The organism is Kribbella sp. VKM Ac-2569 (genome assembly GCF_004216905.1).
Lineage (GTDB): Bacteria > Actinomycetota > Actinomycetes > Propionibacteriales > Kribbellaceae > Kribbella.
In genome coordinates, this window is the sequence record NZ_SGXJ01000003.1 from 716,233 (window position 1) to 731,656 (window position 15,424).

The 15,424-nt window shown below is 69.4% G+C and carries 14 protein-coding genes; 6 read left to right on the top strand and 8 right to left on the bottom strand.

Annotation, left to right across the window (positions count from 1 at the left end; translation table 11 throughout):
• Positions 1 to 71: 71 nt before the first annotated feature.
• Complete coding sequence (locus tag EV649_RS23790; RefSeq protein ID WP_241998582.1) at positions 72 to 1,715, top strand: S8 family serine peptidase; 1,644 nt, start codon at positions 72 to 74, stop codon at positions 1,713 to 1,715.
• Positions 1,716 to 1,724: 9 nt separating this feature from the next.
• On the opposite strand, the gene EV649_RS23795 is transcribed toward EV649_RS23790, so the two are convergent.
• From EV649_RS23795 to EV649_RS23815, 5 genes are all read right to left on the bottom strand, one after another.
• Positions 1,725 to 2,849, bottom strand: a complete 1,125-nt coding sequence (locus EV649_RS23795; RefSeq protein WP_130385764.1) for a nucleotide pyrophosphatase/phosphodiesterase family protein — start codon at positions 2,847 to 2,849, stop codon at positions 1,725 to 1,727.
• Positions 2,850 to 2,853: 4 nt separating this feature from the next.
• Positions 2,854 to 3,468, bottom strand: a complete 615-nt coding sequence (locus EV649_RS23800) for a DUF5998 family protein (RefSeq protein ID WP_130385765.1) — start codon at positions 3,466 to 3,468, stop codon at positions 2,854 to 2,856.
• A 57-nt stretch (positions 3,469 to 3,525) separates the two neighbouring features.
• Complete coding sequence (locus EV649_RS23805) at positions 3,526 to 5,175, bottom strand: FtsX-like permease family protein (protein ID WP_130385766.1); 1,650 nt, start codon at positions 5,173 to 5,175, stop codon at positions 3,526 to 3,528.
• Positions 5,172 to 5,873 (bottom strand): ABC transporter ATP-binding protein, encoded by a 702-nt coding sequence (locus EV649_RS23810; RefSeq protein WP_130385767.1) that lies wholly within the window; start codon positions 5,871 to 5,873, stop codon positions 5,172 to 5,174. The genes EV649_RS23805 and EV649_RS23810 overlap by 4 nt, the downstream gene beginning before the upstream one ends.
• Before the next feature lie 98 nt (positions 5,874 to 5,971).
• On the bottom strand, positions 5,972 to 7,021 hold the full coding sequence (locus EV649_RS23815; protein WP_130385768.1) for a P1 family peptidase: 1,050 nt from the start codon (positions 7,019 to 7,021) through the stop codon (positions 5,972 to 5,974).
• Positions 7,022 to 7,318: 297 nt separating this feature from the next.
• Here EV649_RS23815 and EV649_RS23820 point away from each other — a divergent pair, with 297 nt between their 5' ends.
• Positions 7,319 to 7,828 (top strand): DUF2087 domain-containing protein, encoded by a 510-nt coding sequence (locus EV649_RS23820; protein WP_130385769.1) that lies wholly within the window; start codon positions 7,319 to 7,321, stop codon positions 7,826 to 7,828.
• 232 nt (positions 7,829 to 8,060) lie between these two features.
• On the opposite strand, the gene EV649_RS23825 is transcribed toward EV649_RS23820, so the two are convergent.
• Complete coding sequence (locus tag EV649_RS23825; RefSeq protein WP_241998584.1) at positions 8,061 to 10,757, bottom strand: bifunctional GNAT family N-acetyltransferase/acetate--CoA ligase family protein; 2,697 nt, start codon at positions 10,755 to 10,757, stop codon at positions 8,061 to 8,063.
• A 41-nt stretch (positions 10,758 to 10,798) separates the two neighbouring features.
• On the opposite strand from EV649_RS23825, the gene EV649_RS23830 reads away from it, so the two are divergent.
• From EV649_RS23830 to EV649_RS23845, 4 genes are read left to right on the top strand one after another with little or no spacing between them, the layout of a single operon-like run.
• Positions 10,799 to 11,845 (top strand): SLC13 family permease, encoded by a 1,047-nt coding sequence (locus EV649_RS23830; protein WP_241998586.1) that lies wholly within the window; start codon positions 10,799 to 10,801, stop codon positions 11,843 to 11,845.
• A gap of 10 nt (positions 11,846 to 11,855) precedes the next feature.
• Positions 11,856 to 13,556 carry an AMP-binding protein gene (locus EV649_RS23835; protein WP_130385772.1) on the top strand — a complete coding sequence of 567 codons (1,701 nt, stop codon included), beginning with the start codon at positions 11,856 to 11,858 and terminating at the stop codon, positions 13,554 to 13,556.
• Between the two features lie 5 nt (positions 13,557 to 13,561).
• Positions 13,562 to 14,329 (top strand): ABC transporter permease, encoded by a 768-nt coding sequence (locus tag EV649_RS23840; RefSeq protein ID WP_130385773.1) that lies wholly within the window; start codon positions 13,562 to 13,564, stop codon positions 14,327 to 14,329.
• Positions 14,326 to 14,574: a DUF2630 family protein gene (locus tag EV649_RS23845; RefSeq protein WP_130385774.1), complete on the top strand. Its 249-nt coding sequence runs from the start codon at positions 14,326 to 14,328 to the stop codon at positions 14,572 to 14,574. Before EV649_RS23840 ends, EV649_RS23845 begins: the two co-directional genes overlap by 4 nt.
• Positions 14,575 to 14,583: 9 nt before the next feature.
• Here EV649_RS23845 and EV649_RS23850 read toward each other — a convergent pair whose 3' ends face one another.
• Both EV649_RS23850 and EV649_RS23855 read right to left on the bottom strand, forming a co-directional pair.
• Complete coding sequence (locus EV649_RS23850) at positions 14,584 to 15,006, bottom strand: TIGR03667 family PPOX class F420-dependent oxidoreductase (protein ID WP_130385775.1); 423 nt, start codon at positions 15,004 to 15,006, stop codon at positions 14,584 to 14,586.
• Positions 15,006 to 15,422: a CoA-binding protein gene (locus EV649_RS23855; RefSeq protein WP_130385776.1), complete on the bottom strand. Its 417-nt coding sequence runs from the start codon at positions 15,420 to 15,422 to the stop codon at positions 15,006 to 15,008. Before EV649_RS23855 ends, EV649_RS23850 begins: the two co-directional genes overlap by 1 nt.
• Between the last annotated feature and the right edge of the window lie 2 nt (positions 15,423 to 15,424).

The window sequence follows — 15,424 nt, forward strand, 5'->3', positions numbered from 1 at the left end:
GCCGGGGTGCACACCGGGTTGTGTCGGAGCGGTGGGTTGGGTTCTGAGCCTCCGTTCAGCTTGAATGGATTGTGCGCAAAGCCCTGTTCCTCGTCCTCGCGGCCTTCCTGGTCGTCGCCACCGCCACCCCTCCGGCCGGTGCGGCGCCGGCCCGGTCCGAGGCGGGACTCCGGGCGTACTTCGTGATCACCGCGCCGAACCAGACCGGCAAGGTGACCGGCGCGATCACGCAGAACGGCGGCACGGTCTACGCGACGTACGACGCGATCGGGGTGATCGTGGCGCACTCGACGGCGACCGACTTCGCGGACCAGCTGCGCGGCGTCGAGGGCGTGCAGAAGGCCGGCGCGACCCGCACCTCCGACCTCCCCGCGGCCGTCGCGAACCCAGCCGTCCCGCCGGCGGTCCCGGAGACCCCGACGGCGCAGCCGGAGTCCGACCGCGCGGACATGACCCAGATCGGCGCCGACCGCGCGTGGGCGAAGAACCCGGGCTCGAAGACCGTCACCGTCGGCGTGCTCGACACCGGTGTGGACGACCAGCACCCGGACCTCAAGGCGAACTTCGACGCGGCCAAGTCGGCGTCCTGCGCGTACGGCAAGCTCGACACCCGGCCCGGCGCGTGGCGGCCGGTCGGCGAGCACGGCACGCATGTCGCGGGCACGATCGCGGGCGCGAAGAACGGCATCGGGATGGTCGGCGTCGCGCCGGGCGTGAAGGTGTCGTCGATCCGGGTGGCCGAGGCCGGGAGCCAGCTGTTCTTCCCGGAGAACACGGTCTGCGCGTTCATGTTCGCCGCCGACAAGGGTGTGTCGGTGACGAACAACAGCTACTACGTCGACCCGTGGCTCTTCAACTGCCCGAACGACAAGGACCAGGACGCGATCCTCGAAGCCGTACGCCGCTCCGTCGCGTACTCGGACAGCAAGGGCGTCGTGAACGTCGCCGCAGCCGGCAACGAGGACTACGACCTCGCGAACAAGACCGTCGACGAGTCCAGCCCCGACGACTCGACCGCGACCGTGCGCCCCGTCACGAACGATTGCATCGGCCTTCCGCACGAGCTGCCGAACGTGGTCATGGTCGCGGCGGTCGACCCGCGCAGCGCCAAGTCACCGTTCTCGAACTTCGGTGAGGGCAAGATCAGCCTCGCCGCCCCGGGTCAGGACGTGTACTCGACGATTCCGGGCGGCGGCTACAAGATCCTCGAGGGTACGTCGATGGCGTCGCCGCACGTCGCCGGCGTCGCGGCCCTGCTCCGCAGCGTCGATCCGAAGCTGAACCCGTCCCAGGTCCGCGCCCGCCTCGCCCAGCAGGCCAACGACCTCGCGTGCCCGCCCGCGGCCTCCGGTGAGTGCTCCGGGTCCGCGGGGAACAACTCGTACTTCGGTGAAGGTCTCGTCGACGCGGCCGAGGCGGTCGGCGCTGCGTCCGCGCAGCCGCAGGGCGCGATCACGGTCACCCAGCCGTCCGAGCAACTCGGCGTCGGCGGCATCCCGGCGGTCCCGCTGCTGCTGAAGGGCACCGGCGGCACCGGTGACATCAGCTACTCGGCGGCCGGTCTGCCGCCGGGCCTCTCCATCGACGCGGAGCGCGGCTGGATCACCGGCGTGCTGACGCCCGGCGCCGGCCGGTACAAGGTGACTGTCACGGCCCGCGACGGCGAAGCGAAGACTGCCCGCACCAGCTTCTTCTGGGACGTCTGGAGCTTCTAGACCAATCGGCTACCCAGCGTCGATGAGCAGCGGGATCTCCATCTCGTCCGGAGTCAACGAGCCGTGCAGACCGATCAGGTCCGCCTCCTGTGCGTGGCGGCGGCTGGCCACCAGCGCGACCGGGCCGAGCGCCGCGACGATGACGTCTCCGAGGCGCGGCGCGACCCGGTCCTCGACAACCGGACCGAACCAGCCACGCGCGATCGCCTCAGAGCGTGACAGTACGAGCGCCTTCTCGCCCAGCCGTTCCTTGTAGACGGCGAGTACGTCGGCCTCCGCGCCGGGAACGCAGTACAGGTGACGGAAACGCGACTCGCCACCGATCAGGGTCAGCCCTTCGGTCAGTGCGGGCTCCGCGTCCAGGTCCACGCGGTGCTCGGGGGCGACGTCGATCATGCCGTGGTCGGCGACGACGAGCAGTACGGCGTCACGCGGCAGCGCCGAGCGGACCTGTTGTGCGAACGTGTCGGCTGCGCCGAGTTCCTTCTGCCACTGCCAGGAGTCGCAGCCCTGCTGGTGGCCGATGTAGTCGAGCTGCGAGTCGTACACGTAGACCAGTGACGACTGCCCTTCACGACTCGCGAAACGGGTCGCGTCCAGACGGTCCTCAACAGTGTCGGCGCCGCGGTGTGCGCTCCCCCGGAACGCGGCCGCTGTCAGCCCTGACGTGTCGAACCGCGCCTTGCTCACGTTGCGCGTGGCAACACCTGCTGCCGCTACCCGATCGAAGACGGTTCCGTGCGGCTGCCAGCGACGTGGGTCGACCGGCGCGTCCCAGGACAGTGCATTCAGCAGCGCACCGGTCTCCGGGACGATCGACGTGTAGCCGACGATGCCGTGCGCACCCGGCGGCAGACCCGTGCCGAGGCTCGTCAGGCTGACAGCGGTCGTCGACGGCACTCCGGCGGTCAGACTGCGGCTCTTCGGGATCAGCGACGACAGGTACGGCGCGGCGTCGCCGTACCGCTGGAGCAGCTTCCAGCCGAGTCCGTCGAGCAAGAGAACGGCGTACCGGGAGGCGGGCGGCAGGCCGAGGAGGTTGGTCTCCCTCGGCACCGACAGCGCGCCGGCCACGGACGGCAGGACGTCGGCGAGCGCGCCGCCGCCGTACTGCGGCGAAACCGGCTGGATCACGGCGCTACCTGCTGGTGGTCGCGAACGAGAGTGCCTTCGCGAACTCGAGCACCTGCTGGATCCCCGCCGGGCCGTCGGCCGCGGCGCTGATCCGCAGCGAGATGTCGTCGGCCGCGACCGAACCGGTGTACCCGTGGTCGGCCTCGCAGTTCGGGTCCGCGCAGACGGCCGGCTCCAGGTCGATCCGGTTGACCATGCCCCAGCCGATGGTCAACACCACCTCGCCGCTGCCCGCCACCGCCGGGTCGGCCTTGCCGGTGGCGTAGCCCGCCGGGTTCGGTACGACGCGGTTCACGACGACGGCGTTCACGCGGGACAGCGGGATCGCCTCGGTCGAGGTGGACGCGTACGGCGCGCGGATCAGTTCGTCGGCCGCGTGCTCGTCGGTGTGCCCGACGATCAGCCGGGTCGGGGTGAGCGCCAGGATCGTGATGTGCCGCCGAACCTCGTCCCGGTCGAACGTCGGTTCGTGCTGCAGCACGTAGGCCCGGATCGGTTCGCCGGCGACCGCTACCTCGAGCGAGTCGGTCACCACGTCGGGGTAATAGCCGCACCGATCGATCGCGTCGCGCAGGTCCGCCGACGCGTCCGCGAGCTCCGGTGTATTCAGGTCACGCATGCCCTCATCCTCGCACGATCGTGCCCCGGAGCGTTTCACCCTTGTGGACAACCGCGATCAGTTCGCACTTGCCTTCCGCAGGACCGGCGCACCGGCCGCGCCCGCGACGGTGACCAGGACCAGCCCCGCGACGACCTGCCCGAGCAGCAGCAGTACGCCGGAACTCCCCTGGGTGATCACCTTGCCGCCGCTCAACGCCAGCCCACACAGCGCACCGAACCCGACGACGGGCAGGCCGACAGCGACAACCGGTACCACGGCCGCGACCCGAGCCGCTCGCTCGATCACCGACAGCGGTACGCCCGACCGCCGTAGCGCCCGTGCAGGAGCGGCCTGGTCCAGCGCCGTACCCACTGCTCCCGCAGCGGTCGAGGCAGCCACGGTCAGGAAGACCAGCGAGAGCAGCAACGCGACACCGATCCGCATGTCGTTGAAGCTCGGGTCGTCGTCACCAGAGGGCATGAATACCGAGATGAACCCAGTGACGAAGCCGGACAGCACCAGTGCGGCCACAGGTCGGAAAGCGCCCTTGGGGTCATCTACCAGGCGTCGACCGGCCAGCAACGTCACAGGTCCGTTGGCTGCCTTCGCCATCGTCTTGCCCACCAGCTGCACCGCCCACGGCCCGACCACGCGTACGGCGAGTGCGGCGAAGCCGACCGCGATCAGCAACGGCAGCAAGGCCGCCTTCATCCCGTAGTACGCCAGCATCACCGGACCGATGACCAGCAACCCGATGCGCAGCACACTGAGGCCCTTGCGCGTTTGGCCGCGTACGACGCCCAGCGGGGTGATGCTGACGCGTCCGAGGCCGATGAGCGCACTGATGACGGACAGCACGGGTACGGCGACCAGTACGACGAGGACTGTCCACCACTGCACTGTGATGTCACCGACGTACCAGCGTCCGCCGCCGAGTGGGATCTGCGCGATCAGCGGACTCAGAACGGTGTAGCCGACCAGACCGACGACTGCACCGGCCGCAGCGAGCACTGCTTGTTCTACTGCGCTCAGCCAGAGCACCTGGGTCCGGGTGGCACCAGCAAGACGTAGTGCAGCCAGCCGGTGCTCGCGACGCTTGGCTGCAACACCAGCAGCCTGTCCGACGAGGCTCAGGATCGGGAACAGCACCAGGATGATGCCGGACGCCACTGCGATCAGCAGACCGAGCATGCGGCTGTCCCAGACCTTCTCGTTCCAACTGCTGACGTACTGCGGGTGCTGGTCGGCAGGGATCGTCTGGACGCCGCGGATGATGATGAACTCTTCTGGCGAGGACAGGCCCTTGTCACTGATCACACCGGTCGGCTTATCGACGCCGTACTGCTTGCTGAGGCTGGACCAGCGTTTGGCGACCTCAGGCGAGACGAAGACCTCGCCGGGCTTGGGTGTGTGGTCGAGGCCGGGCGGTGGTTCGAGCTCGTTGGGGCGAAGGATCGCGAGGTCGAGAACGCTCAGGCGGTGGCCGTCGACGCGCTGGTCGTCGTCCAGGTTCAGCGAGCCGATCGCGGTCGCCGGGTCAGCCTTGTCCGCACTCCGCCACCCGATCCGCTCAGACCGTTGCGACAACCCGAGCGAGCCGGCAATCAGAAACGTGACCAGCAGGGCGACCACCGCGGTCGCGCCGAACGCCGCCAGGTTCGCGGCACGTCCGCCTGGCCCGGGACGCCGTACAAACCGCAGGCCGAGCTCAGTCATCGGATTCATCGCACGGCTCCCATGGCATCGCTGACTCGGCCGTCGACGATGTGGAGGGCCCGGTGGCAGCGGGCGGCCACGGCGTTGTCGTGGGTGACGACCACTACTGCCGCACCGCGGTAGGTCGCGGCGCCCACGAGCAGGTCGATCACCTGTGAGCCGGTGGCCGCGTCCAATGCGCCGGTTGGCTCGTCGGCGAACACCACCTGCGGCTCGCCGACGAGTGCCCGCGCGATGGCGACCCGCTGCGCCTGCCCGCCGGACAGCTCACCCGGTCGACGACCGACCTCGGCGGCCAGCCCGACCTGGGCGAGCGTGTTGCGCGCCCGTCCGATCGCCTCGCGGCGGCTGAGGCCGTCGACCATCAGTGGCAGGGCAACGTTCTCGTCCGCGGGCAGCTCGGCGAGCAACTGGTTGTCCTGGAACACGAAGCCGAGACGGCGGCGACGCAGTACCGTCCGGGCGGAGTCGTTCAGCTGGTCGACACGTTCACCGCCCAGCCAGACCTCGCCCTGGTCCGGCGTGAGGATGCCGGCGAGTACATGCAGCAGGGTGGTCTTGCCGTTGCCACTCGGGCCCATGACCGCGAGCGCCTCGCCGGACCGGACAGCGACGTCCACTCCGGCCAGACCGACCACGCTGCCGTAGTGCTTGACCAGGCCGTGCCCGCTCAACACAACCTGCGATTGGGGACTCTGAAAGTTCATGCCCCGAGCCTGTCGCGATCACGGCCCGCGATCGTCGGCCCGCGGACCGGTCCTGTCGTCTCCTTTAGACCGGTACGGCGTACGACTCCAGTCGTACGTCAGTCGGCCAGGAACGCCGACGGGTACGCGTCGCGGTAGCTCGGGATCGTCCCGGCCGGGGTCTCCACCGACTCAGCGTTCAGCATCGCGTGCACGATCGCCCGCGACAGCGTCCGCGCGCCGGCGGCGTACACGGTCTCCAACTGGCCGAGCGCGAGCGGATCGGTCACGCTCAGCCGCGGCTCGTCCGACGTCCGGGTCGAGAGCGCGAAGATGCTGTCGCCGTCGACGAGCGTGTGGATCGGGTCGATCGCCCGCGCGAGCCCGTCGTGCGCCACCATCGCCATCCGTTGGGTCGCGGCCTTGTCCAGCGGTACGTCGGTGGCGACGATCGCGATCACAGTGTTCATCGACGGGCCGGGGATCAGGTTGCGGCCGGGCGCGTTGGGTGGCGGCGGCTCGACCGGGGTTCGCAGGTGCGCGAACTCGTCGCCGAGTCCGAGGCGGGCGCCGTACAGGTTGCCGTCGGCATCGACCGTGGAGCCGGCCGCGTTCACGATCACCAGCGCGCCGACCGTCGTACCGTCGTCGAGCCGGACGCTCGCCGAGCCGACGCCGCCCTTGAGCGAACGGGCCCGGGCGCCGGCTCCGGCACCGTGGTTGCCCAGGGCAACCGGACCGTCGGTGGCGGCGGCGATCGCGTCCGCTCCCCAGGACGGCTCCGGCCGGGCCTTGAAGTCGCCGCCGCGGGCGAGGTCGAAGATCACCGCGGTCGGGACGATCGGCACCACGTCGTACTCACCCTGACCGACGCGCACACCCTCGCCGCGCTCCTCCAGCCAACGCATCACGCTGCCGGCGGTGTCGAGCCCGAACGCGCTGCCGCCGGTGAGGACGATCGCGTTCACGCCACCGTTCGAGTTCACCGGCGCGAGCAGGTCGGTCTCGCGAGTGCCGGGCGCGCCACCGCGGACATCGACCCCGGCGACGGCCGTCCCCGGCACGTGCACAACCGTCGTGCCGGTCAGGTACGGCGGGTCCAAGCGCTCGACCTGTCCGACCAGGATTCCAGGGACATCGGTGATCGCGTTCTGCGGTCCAGGCTGCATGCCGCCGATCCTTTCATGCCGAAATCGGGCTCTCACGCCTGATGTGTGGGTGAGCTGCGGGCCGTGGGACAGGTAAGGCCCACCGGGAGCTGCAGCTCGACAGTACGTATACGTCGACTACCCGCGACCGCACGCCTGGCAGCTGTCCGAATCACCGGACAGTGGACGTATACGTACTGTCGACCTGCACAACATCCGAAACACAGCCCAGACTCAGCCTTGGCAGCTCACCGTCGCCGGCCTCACAGACGGCAGAAGAGCCCGAAATCGGGTTGCGGTGAGCGTTAGCGTGAAGGCATGAACGCCGATCAGCTCTGTGGTCTGCTGGCCGAACCGTCGAGGTTGCGGACGTACTCCGCCATCGTCCTCGGCGCCTCCACTCCCGACCAGGTTGCCGGGAGCACCGGACTCCCCGCACCGGTCGTGGTGAAGGCACTGCAACGGCTGACCAAGGGCGGGCTGATCGCGGCGAGCAGGGACGGGTTCACGGCGGACGAGGCCGCGTTCAAGGACGCCGTACGGGAGAGCCGTCCGGAGCGGGTTCCGCTGGATCCCGATCCGGCCCGGGACAACGTGCTGAAGTCGTTCATCCGCGACGGGCGGCTGACCCACTTCCCGACATTCCCGGACAAGTACCAGATCGTCCTCGAGTACCTCGTCCAGTCGTTCGAGGTGGGTCGCCCGTACCCGGAGTCGGAGGTCAACGAGATCCTCAACCGCTGGCACCCGGACCACGCCGCCCTCCGCCGAGGTCTGGTCGACGCCACGCTGCTCGTCCGCGAGAACAGCATCTACACCCGCCCCTAACCTCCCGCCACCACCCCGCCCCCCAGCCCTCACTGCCAACCCCGGCACAACCCTCCCCAAACCGGTTTGGGGCAGCCCTCCGACCGCGACCGGGGAGCCGTACAGCCCAATCCGGGCGGATAACCCTCCCCAAACCAGTTCGGGGAGACACTCAACCGCGAACGGGGAGCCGTACTGCCCGATCTGGGTGGGTAACCCTCCCCAAACCGGTTTGGGGAGGGGGTTGTGGGGGTTAAGTGAGGCGGCGGGCCGGGGTGTCCTGGCGGGGCTTCTCGTTCGGGGCGATGCGGATTCTCGTGTCGAGGACGGTGGCGCCCTGGGCGGCGACCAGGACCGAGCGGAGGTCCAGGCGGACGACCTCTTCCAGGTCGAGGGTCAGGCGGGACACCCGGTGCAGGAGGTCCTCGATCGCCGGGATGTCCACGGGGTCCGAGCCGCGGTAGCCGTACAGCAAGGGCGCGGCCTTCACCTCGCGCACCATCTCGGCCGCGTCGCGGGTGGTGAGCGGCGGCATCCGGTACGAGCGGTCGCCGAGCAGATCCGTGGCGACGCCCGACAGCCCGAACGTCACCACCGGCCCGAACGACACGTCCTCGATCGTCGAGATCACCACCGGTACGCCGGGCGGCGCCATCTTCTGTACGACGAACTGCGCCCGCCCCGGATCCGACGCGACCCCGAACGTGTGGGTCATCTCGGCCCAGGCCGCGCGCATGTCCTCCTCGTCGTGGATGTGCCGCCAGATGTCGGCGAGATCCGGCCGCATCCGCCACTGCTCCGCGGTCGCCTTCAGGATCACCTCGAACCCGAGATCCGCGGCCCGGTCGACGGCCTCGTCCGCGGACAGCACCGGGAACGCCGGCAGCACCATGATCCCGTAGAAGGTCAGCAGCCGCTGCCGATCGGCCTCGTCGAGGTCCGCGCCGGACGGGTTCCGTTGCAAGAACTCCGCGACGAAGTCCTCTCCCCCGGCGGTGTCGATGTCCGGCAGGTCCGGGATCCGGCTGTCCGACCGGCGCCGCCACTCGGCGTACTGCGTCGCCTTCGCCAGCGCGCCGACGGCGTACTGCGGGTTGAGGAACGAGGGGATCGAACCGCGCGCGGCGCCGCCGTCCTCGTCCGGCACCTGCAGCTCGGCCGGCACGCTCCGGGACGCGAGGAAGGTCGACACCACCGGCTTGTCCGAGCCCGCGGCCGCCGCGGCGAGCACCTGCGCGACCTCGCCGCCGTTCGACTGCACGGGCGGTGTGTAGATCACCACGACCGAGTGCACCTTGTCGTCGGCGAACACCTCCGACAGCGCGAGACCGAAATCGGACGGGGTCGCGTCGGCGCTCAGGTTCCGCGGCTCGCCCGCGACGTCGAGGCCGCAGCCCGCCATCGTGTCGAGCGCGAGCAGCGTCAGCGCGTCCGAGTTCGAGACGATCGCGACCCGGCGGCCCTTCGGCAACGGCTGGTGCGCGAGCAACTGCGCGACGTCGAACAGCTCGCCGGTGGTGTCCACACCGATCAGGCCGCTCTGCCGGAACATCGACTCGATGCTTGCCGGTGGCAAATGGCTGCGCCGCACGAGCTGTCCGACCGGCACACCCTGAGTGGCGCGTCCGGACTTGAGTGCGATCACCGGCTTCCGCCCTGCCAGCCGGCGTGACACCCGGCTGAACTTGCGCGGGTTGCCGAGCGACTCCAGGTAGAGCAGGACGACCTCGGTGGCCTCGTCGGAGTACCAGTACTGCATCAGATCGTTGCCCGAGACATCCGCCCGGTTGCCCGCCGACACGAAGCTCGACAGCCCGAGACCACGCCCGACCATGTCGGCGAGGATCGGCACACCGAGCGCGCCCGACTGGCAGAAGAACGCGACCCGGCCCTTGCTCGGCATCAGCGGCGACAGCGTCGCGTTCAGCGAGACCCCACTCGCGGTGTTGATCAGTCCCAGCGCGTTCGGCCCGATCACCCGCATGCCGTAGGACCGCGCGAGACCGACCAGGTACCGCTGCCGCTTCCGCCCCTCGTCACCGATCTCCGCGAACCCACTCGACACCACGACCAGCCCGCGCACACCCTTCGCCGCGCAGTCCAGGACGACGTCCGCGACCATGTCGGCCTTGACCGCGACCACCGCGAGGTCGACGGTGTCCTCGACCTCCCGGATCGTCGGGTACGCCGGGACGCCCTCGATCTCGGCCGCTTTCGTGTCGGTGTTCACGGCGTACAGCCGTCCGGGGAACCCGCCGTCGCGGAGGTTGCGCAGGAGCGCATTGCCGATCGTGCCCTCGCGGCGGCTCGCGCCGATGACGGCGACCGAGGACGGGGTCAGCAATCGTGCGATCGACAGTGCCTCGGAGCGCTGCTCGCGGGCCTGCATCACCCCGAACGACGTGTCGGTCGGCGCGATGTCGAACTCGACCATGATCACGCCGTCCTCGAACTCCCGCGCGACCTTGTAGCCGGCCTCGGTGAAGACCGTGATCATCTTCCGGTTGTCCGGCAGCACCTCGGCGACGAACCGGTGGATGCCGTTCTCCCGGGCCGCCTGCGCCAGGTGCTCGAGCAGCAGCTGCCCGAGCCCGCGCCCCTGGTGCGCGTCCTCGATCAGGAACGCGACTTCCGCCGTACGCCGGCCGGTGCCCTCGTAGCGTCCGACACCGATCATCTCGTCACCGACCGTGACGATCAGCGCAAGCCGTTCGTGGTAGTCGACCTGCGTGAACCTCGCCACATCACGGTCGGACAGTTCCGGGTACGGGGCGAAGAAGCGGTAATACTTCGACTGTTCGGACACCCGCGCGTAGAACGACACCAGCAGCGCCGCATCGTCCGGTGTGATCGGCCGCAGGTGCGCGGTCGCGCCGTCCCGCAGGACGACATCGGCCTCGTACTCCGCCGGATAGCCGTCCGGAGGCTGGTGGTCATACTGATCCGGCACCCAGACAGCGTACTCAAACAGCCACTGGAGAGGTTCTGAATTTGGTCGAGCGGATCGCGCCGGTGCTGGTGTTCCTGGTCGCAGTGACCGTCATCGCCGAGCTGGCCGACCATGCCAAGGTGTTCGACGTCGCGGCGCGGGAGGCGGCGCACCTCGCCCGCGGCCGGGTCTGGCGGCTCTGGCTGCTGGTCGTGGCGCTGGCCACGGGGCTCACGATCGTGCTGTCTCTGGACACCTGCGCGGTGCTGCTGACGCCAGTCGTGCTGTCGATGGCCCGCCAACTGGACATCCCGCCGAAGCTGTTCGCGTTCACCACTGTCTGGCTGGCCGGTACGGCGTCCCTCCTGCTGCCGGTGTCCAACCTGACGAACCTCCTCGCCCTGCACCCGTTCCGCAAGCTGGACGTCAACTACCTGTCCGTCAGCTGGCGCCCTGCGCTCGCTGCGATCGTCATCACCGTCGTGGTGCTCGCGGCGCTCTTCCACCGCGACCTGCCACGTCGGTACATCGTCCCGCCGACACCTGCGGTCGAGGACAAGGTCCTGTTCTGGGGCTCCGCGGCTGTGTGTCTGCTGCTCGGCCCGGCGTTCGTCTCAGGCATCGAGGTGGCGTGGCCCGCGAGCATCGGGGCGCTGGTGCTGGTCGTCCTGTTTGCAGTACGGCGACGCAGTGTCCTCAGGTGGTCGCTGATCCCGTTCAAGCTGGTCGGCATCGTCGTGGTGCTGTTCACCGTGGTCGGGTTCCTGAGCTCCCACGGTCTCGAGGACCTGCTGCGGCGGGTCGCCGGCACCACCTCCGAGCTGCGCTTGAGCGCGACCGCTGCGCTCGGGGCGAACCTGTTCGACAACCTCCCGGCGTACCTCGCCATGGAACCCGTCGCCGCGGACAGCCCGCACCGCATGCTCGCACTGCTCATCGGCGTCAACTGCGGCTGCCTCCTCACCCTGTGGGGCTCGCTGGCCACACTGCTCTGGCGGGCACGCTGCGACGCCGCCCGCGTGGACATCTCCTGGTGGTCGTTCCTGTGGCGCGGACTGATTCTCACGCCACTCGTGGTGACCGGAGCTGTCCTCTCCCTGAATGGGTAGTGTGCGTCGCATGGCGACGGAGCAGAGTACTTCGGAGGTCACGCGGGAGTTCCGGACGGCGCGCGACTTCTTGGTGGCGCATCGGGACGACTACGAGACGGCGTACCGGGACTTCAGCTGGCCGGCGTTCGAGCGGTTCAACTGGGCGCGCGACTGGTTCGACGCGCTCGCTGTCGAGCAGCCCGAGGTGGCCGCGCTGACGATCGTCGAGGAGGACGGCGAGGTCAACTCGCGGACGTACGCCGAGATGGGCGAGCGGTCCCGCCAGGTTGCCGGCTGGCTGACCGAGGCCGGGCTGAAGCCGGGCGACCGCGTGCTGATCGTCCTCGGCAACCAGGTCGAGCTGTGGGAGACGATGCTCGGCTGCATTCGCGCCGGTGCGGTGATGATTCCCGCCACCACCCTGCTCACCGACGCCGACCTCGCGGACCGGATCTCCCGGGGCAACGTGCGCGCCGTCGTCACCAGCGGCGCCGACGCCGGCCGGTACGCCGGGATCGCCGAGCACTGCATCCGCGTCGCCGTCGGGGAGCCCGCGGAGGGCTGGCTGCACTACCCCGACTCGGAGAACTACGACGGCCCGGTGCCTGAGGTCGATACCGCGGCCGACGACTCGCTGCTGCTCTACTTCACCTCCGGTACGACGAGCCAGCCGAAGCTGGTCGAGCACACGCAGGTGAGCTACCCGATCGGCCACCTGTCCACGATGTACTGGATCGGCCTGCAGCCCGGCGACGTACACCTCAACGTCTCCTCCCCCGGCTGGGCGAAGCACTCGTGGAGCAACGTGTTCGCGCCGTGGAACGCCGGCGCGACGGTCTTCCTCTACAACTACACGCGGTTCGACGCCGAGAAGATGCTGCAGGTGCTGCAGGAGTACGGCGTGACCACGTTCTGCGCACCGCCGACGGTGTGGAGGATGCTGATCCAGGCGGACCTGTCCGCGGTCGAAGTCAGGATCCGCGAATGCATCTCGGCCGGTGAGCCGTTGAACCCCGAGGTGATCGAGCAGGTCCGCAACGCGTGGGGCATCACGATCCGGGACGGCTACGGCCAGACCGAGACGACCGCGCAGATCGGGAACCCGCCCGGCCAGCCGGTGAAGCTCGGCTCGATGGGGCGCCCGCTGCCCGGGTACAGCATCGCGCTGATCGACCCGTCCACCGACGAGATCGGCGACGACGGCGAGATCTGCATCGAGCTGGCGCCCGCACCGGTCCCGCTGATGCGCGGGTACCGGGACGCGCAGGAGCTCACCGAAGAGGCGATGCGGAACGGGTACTACCACACCGGCGACGTCGCGAGCCGGGACGAGGACGGCTACATCACGTACGTCGGGCGCTCGGACGACGTGTTCAAGGCCAGCGACTACCGCATCTCGCCGTTCGAGCTGGAGTCCGTGCTGATCGAGCACCCGGCCGTCGCCGAGGCGGCCGTCGTCCCGTCACCGGATCCGGTGCGTCTCGCCGTACCGAAGGCGTACGTCGTCCTTGCTGCCGGGCACGAACCATCACGGGAGCTGGCTGGGGAGATCCTGGCGTTCTGCCGCGAGCACCTGGCGCCGTACAAGCGGATCCGGCGGATCGAGTTCGCCGAGCTGCCGAAGACGATCTCCGGGAAGATCCGGCGGGTCGAGCTGCGCGCGGATGAGGCAGCCAAGGTTGAGAGCGGGACCGGCGGGCAGACGTACGACGAGGCGGACTTCAAGTAACCGCGATGTCGTTCCATACCGGGCTCGGCTGGGCCGCCGTTGTCGTCCTGCCGTTGCTGATCGCCATCGGGGTCGGCGCTTCGCGGTACGCCGGCCTCCGGCACGACAAGGGCATCGTCACCGCGGCGTTGCGTGCGGTCGTGCAGCTCGCCGCGGTCGGGGCAGTGGTCGGGGTCGCGCTGCAGCACACGCTCGGCGCACTCGCGTTTGTGCTGTTGATGTTCGTGGTCGCGACGGTGACGAGCACGCGACGGCTCCAGCACACCGTGGTCGTCCCGCGGCAGTGGCTGTACTGCGCGGCCGCGATCGGGAGCGGCGCGTTCGCCGTACTGCTGCTCCTCATCCTGCCGGGCGTCGTACCGCGGAACCCGGCGAGCATCCTGCCGATGGGCGGCATCATCGTCGGCGGTGCGATGACCGCGACCACGCTCGCCGGACGGCGGGTGCTGAGCGAGTACGGCAACCGGTACGGCGAGTTCGAGGCGGGACTGTCGATCGGGCTGCTGCAACCGGACGCGTTCAAACTCGTGGTCGGCCCGGTCGCGGGTGACGCCCTGCTGCCGGCCCTGGATCAGACGCGAACCGTCGGCCTCGTCACGCTGCCGGGTGCGTTCGTCGGCATGGTCCTCGGCGGAGCCTCACCGACCCAAGCAGCCGCGCTCCAGCTCGTCGTACTGATCGGATTGGTGGCCGCCGAGGCGCTGGCGATCCTCGTCATCACCGAACTCCTGTCCCGCTCCCGGCTTCCGGACGGGCGTACCGTTCTCTCATGAGCGACGACAAGAGCATCTTCAGCCGGATCGACGACCTGGTGGCCGAGGAGCACGAACTGCGGACGAAGCACGCGGCGGGACAGGTGGACGACGCCGACGAGCACGCCCGGCTCCGGGCGCTCGAGGTCGAGCTGGACCAGTGCTGGGACCTGCTCCGCCAGCGGCGCGCCAAGCGCGAGTTCGGCGAGAACCCCGACGACGCCGCAGCCCGCTCCAGCGACACCGTCGAGGGCTACCTGAACTAGATACCCGGACTAGAAACCGCGCAGTTTCCCGGGGGTGATCCGGATCAGGACCGAGTAGGAAGCGTGGAACTGGTCCGGGGTCATCCCGAGCCCGGCGATGTCGTCGGCGTACTTCGTGTTGTACGCCGCCAGCGCCTCGCCGCTGATCGGGTCCGGGTCGATCACCGCCGTACCGGAGATGACGCCGACGTCTCCTCCGGTGTGGGTGGCGTTGAAGTTGACCGTGACCTGCGGATGGCCGGCGACGTTGCGCAGCTTGGCCTTGTCCGGCTCGCTGCTGATGAGGATCTCGTCGTCGTGCCAGAGGAACCACACCGGGGTCGGCGCCGGCGTGCCCGACGGGGCGACGGTGGTCAGCCAGACCACCCGTTCGTCGTCGAGATGCCGCGCGATCCGCTTGCCGAAGCCGGTGGACGTGTCGATCGTGAACATCAGAGCCCTTCGGAAGAGATCGGTCCGAGACGTCCCCACTCGATCGCCGGGCAGTGGTCCATCACCATCGTGAGGCCCGCGGCCGTCGTCCGTGCGTAGGCGTCCTGATCCACTACGTCGAGCTGGAACCACACCGCTTTCGCGTTGATTCCCACTGCCTGGTCCGCGATGTCCCCGGCCAGCTCGGACCGCACGAACACGTCCACGCAGTCCACCGGGAACGGGATGTCCGCGAGCGTCGCGTACCCCTGCTCGCCGTGCACCGTCTCCGCCGCCGGATGCACCGGCACGACCCGCTTCCCGTGACTCTGCAGGAACCGCGCCACGCCGTACGCCGCCCGTCCGGTGTTGCTCGACAGCCCCACCACGGCCCACGTGTCGCACTCGGCCAGGATCTTCCGAATCGCCTCGTCCATCG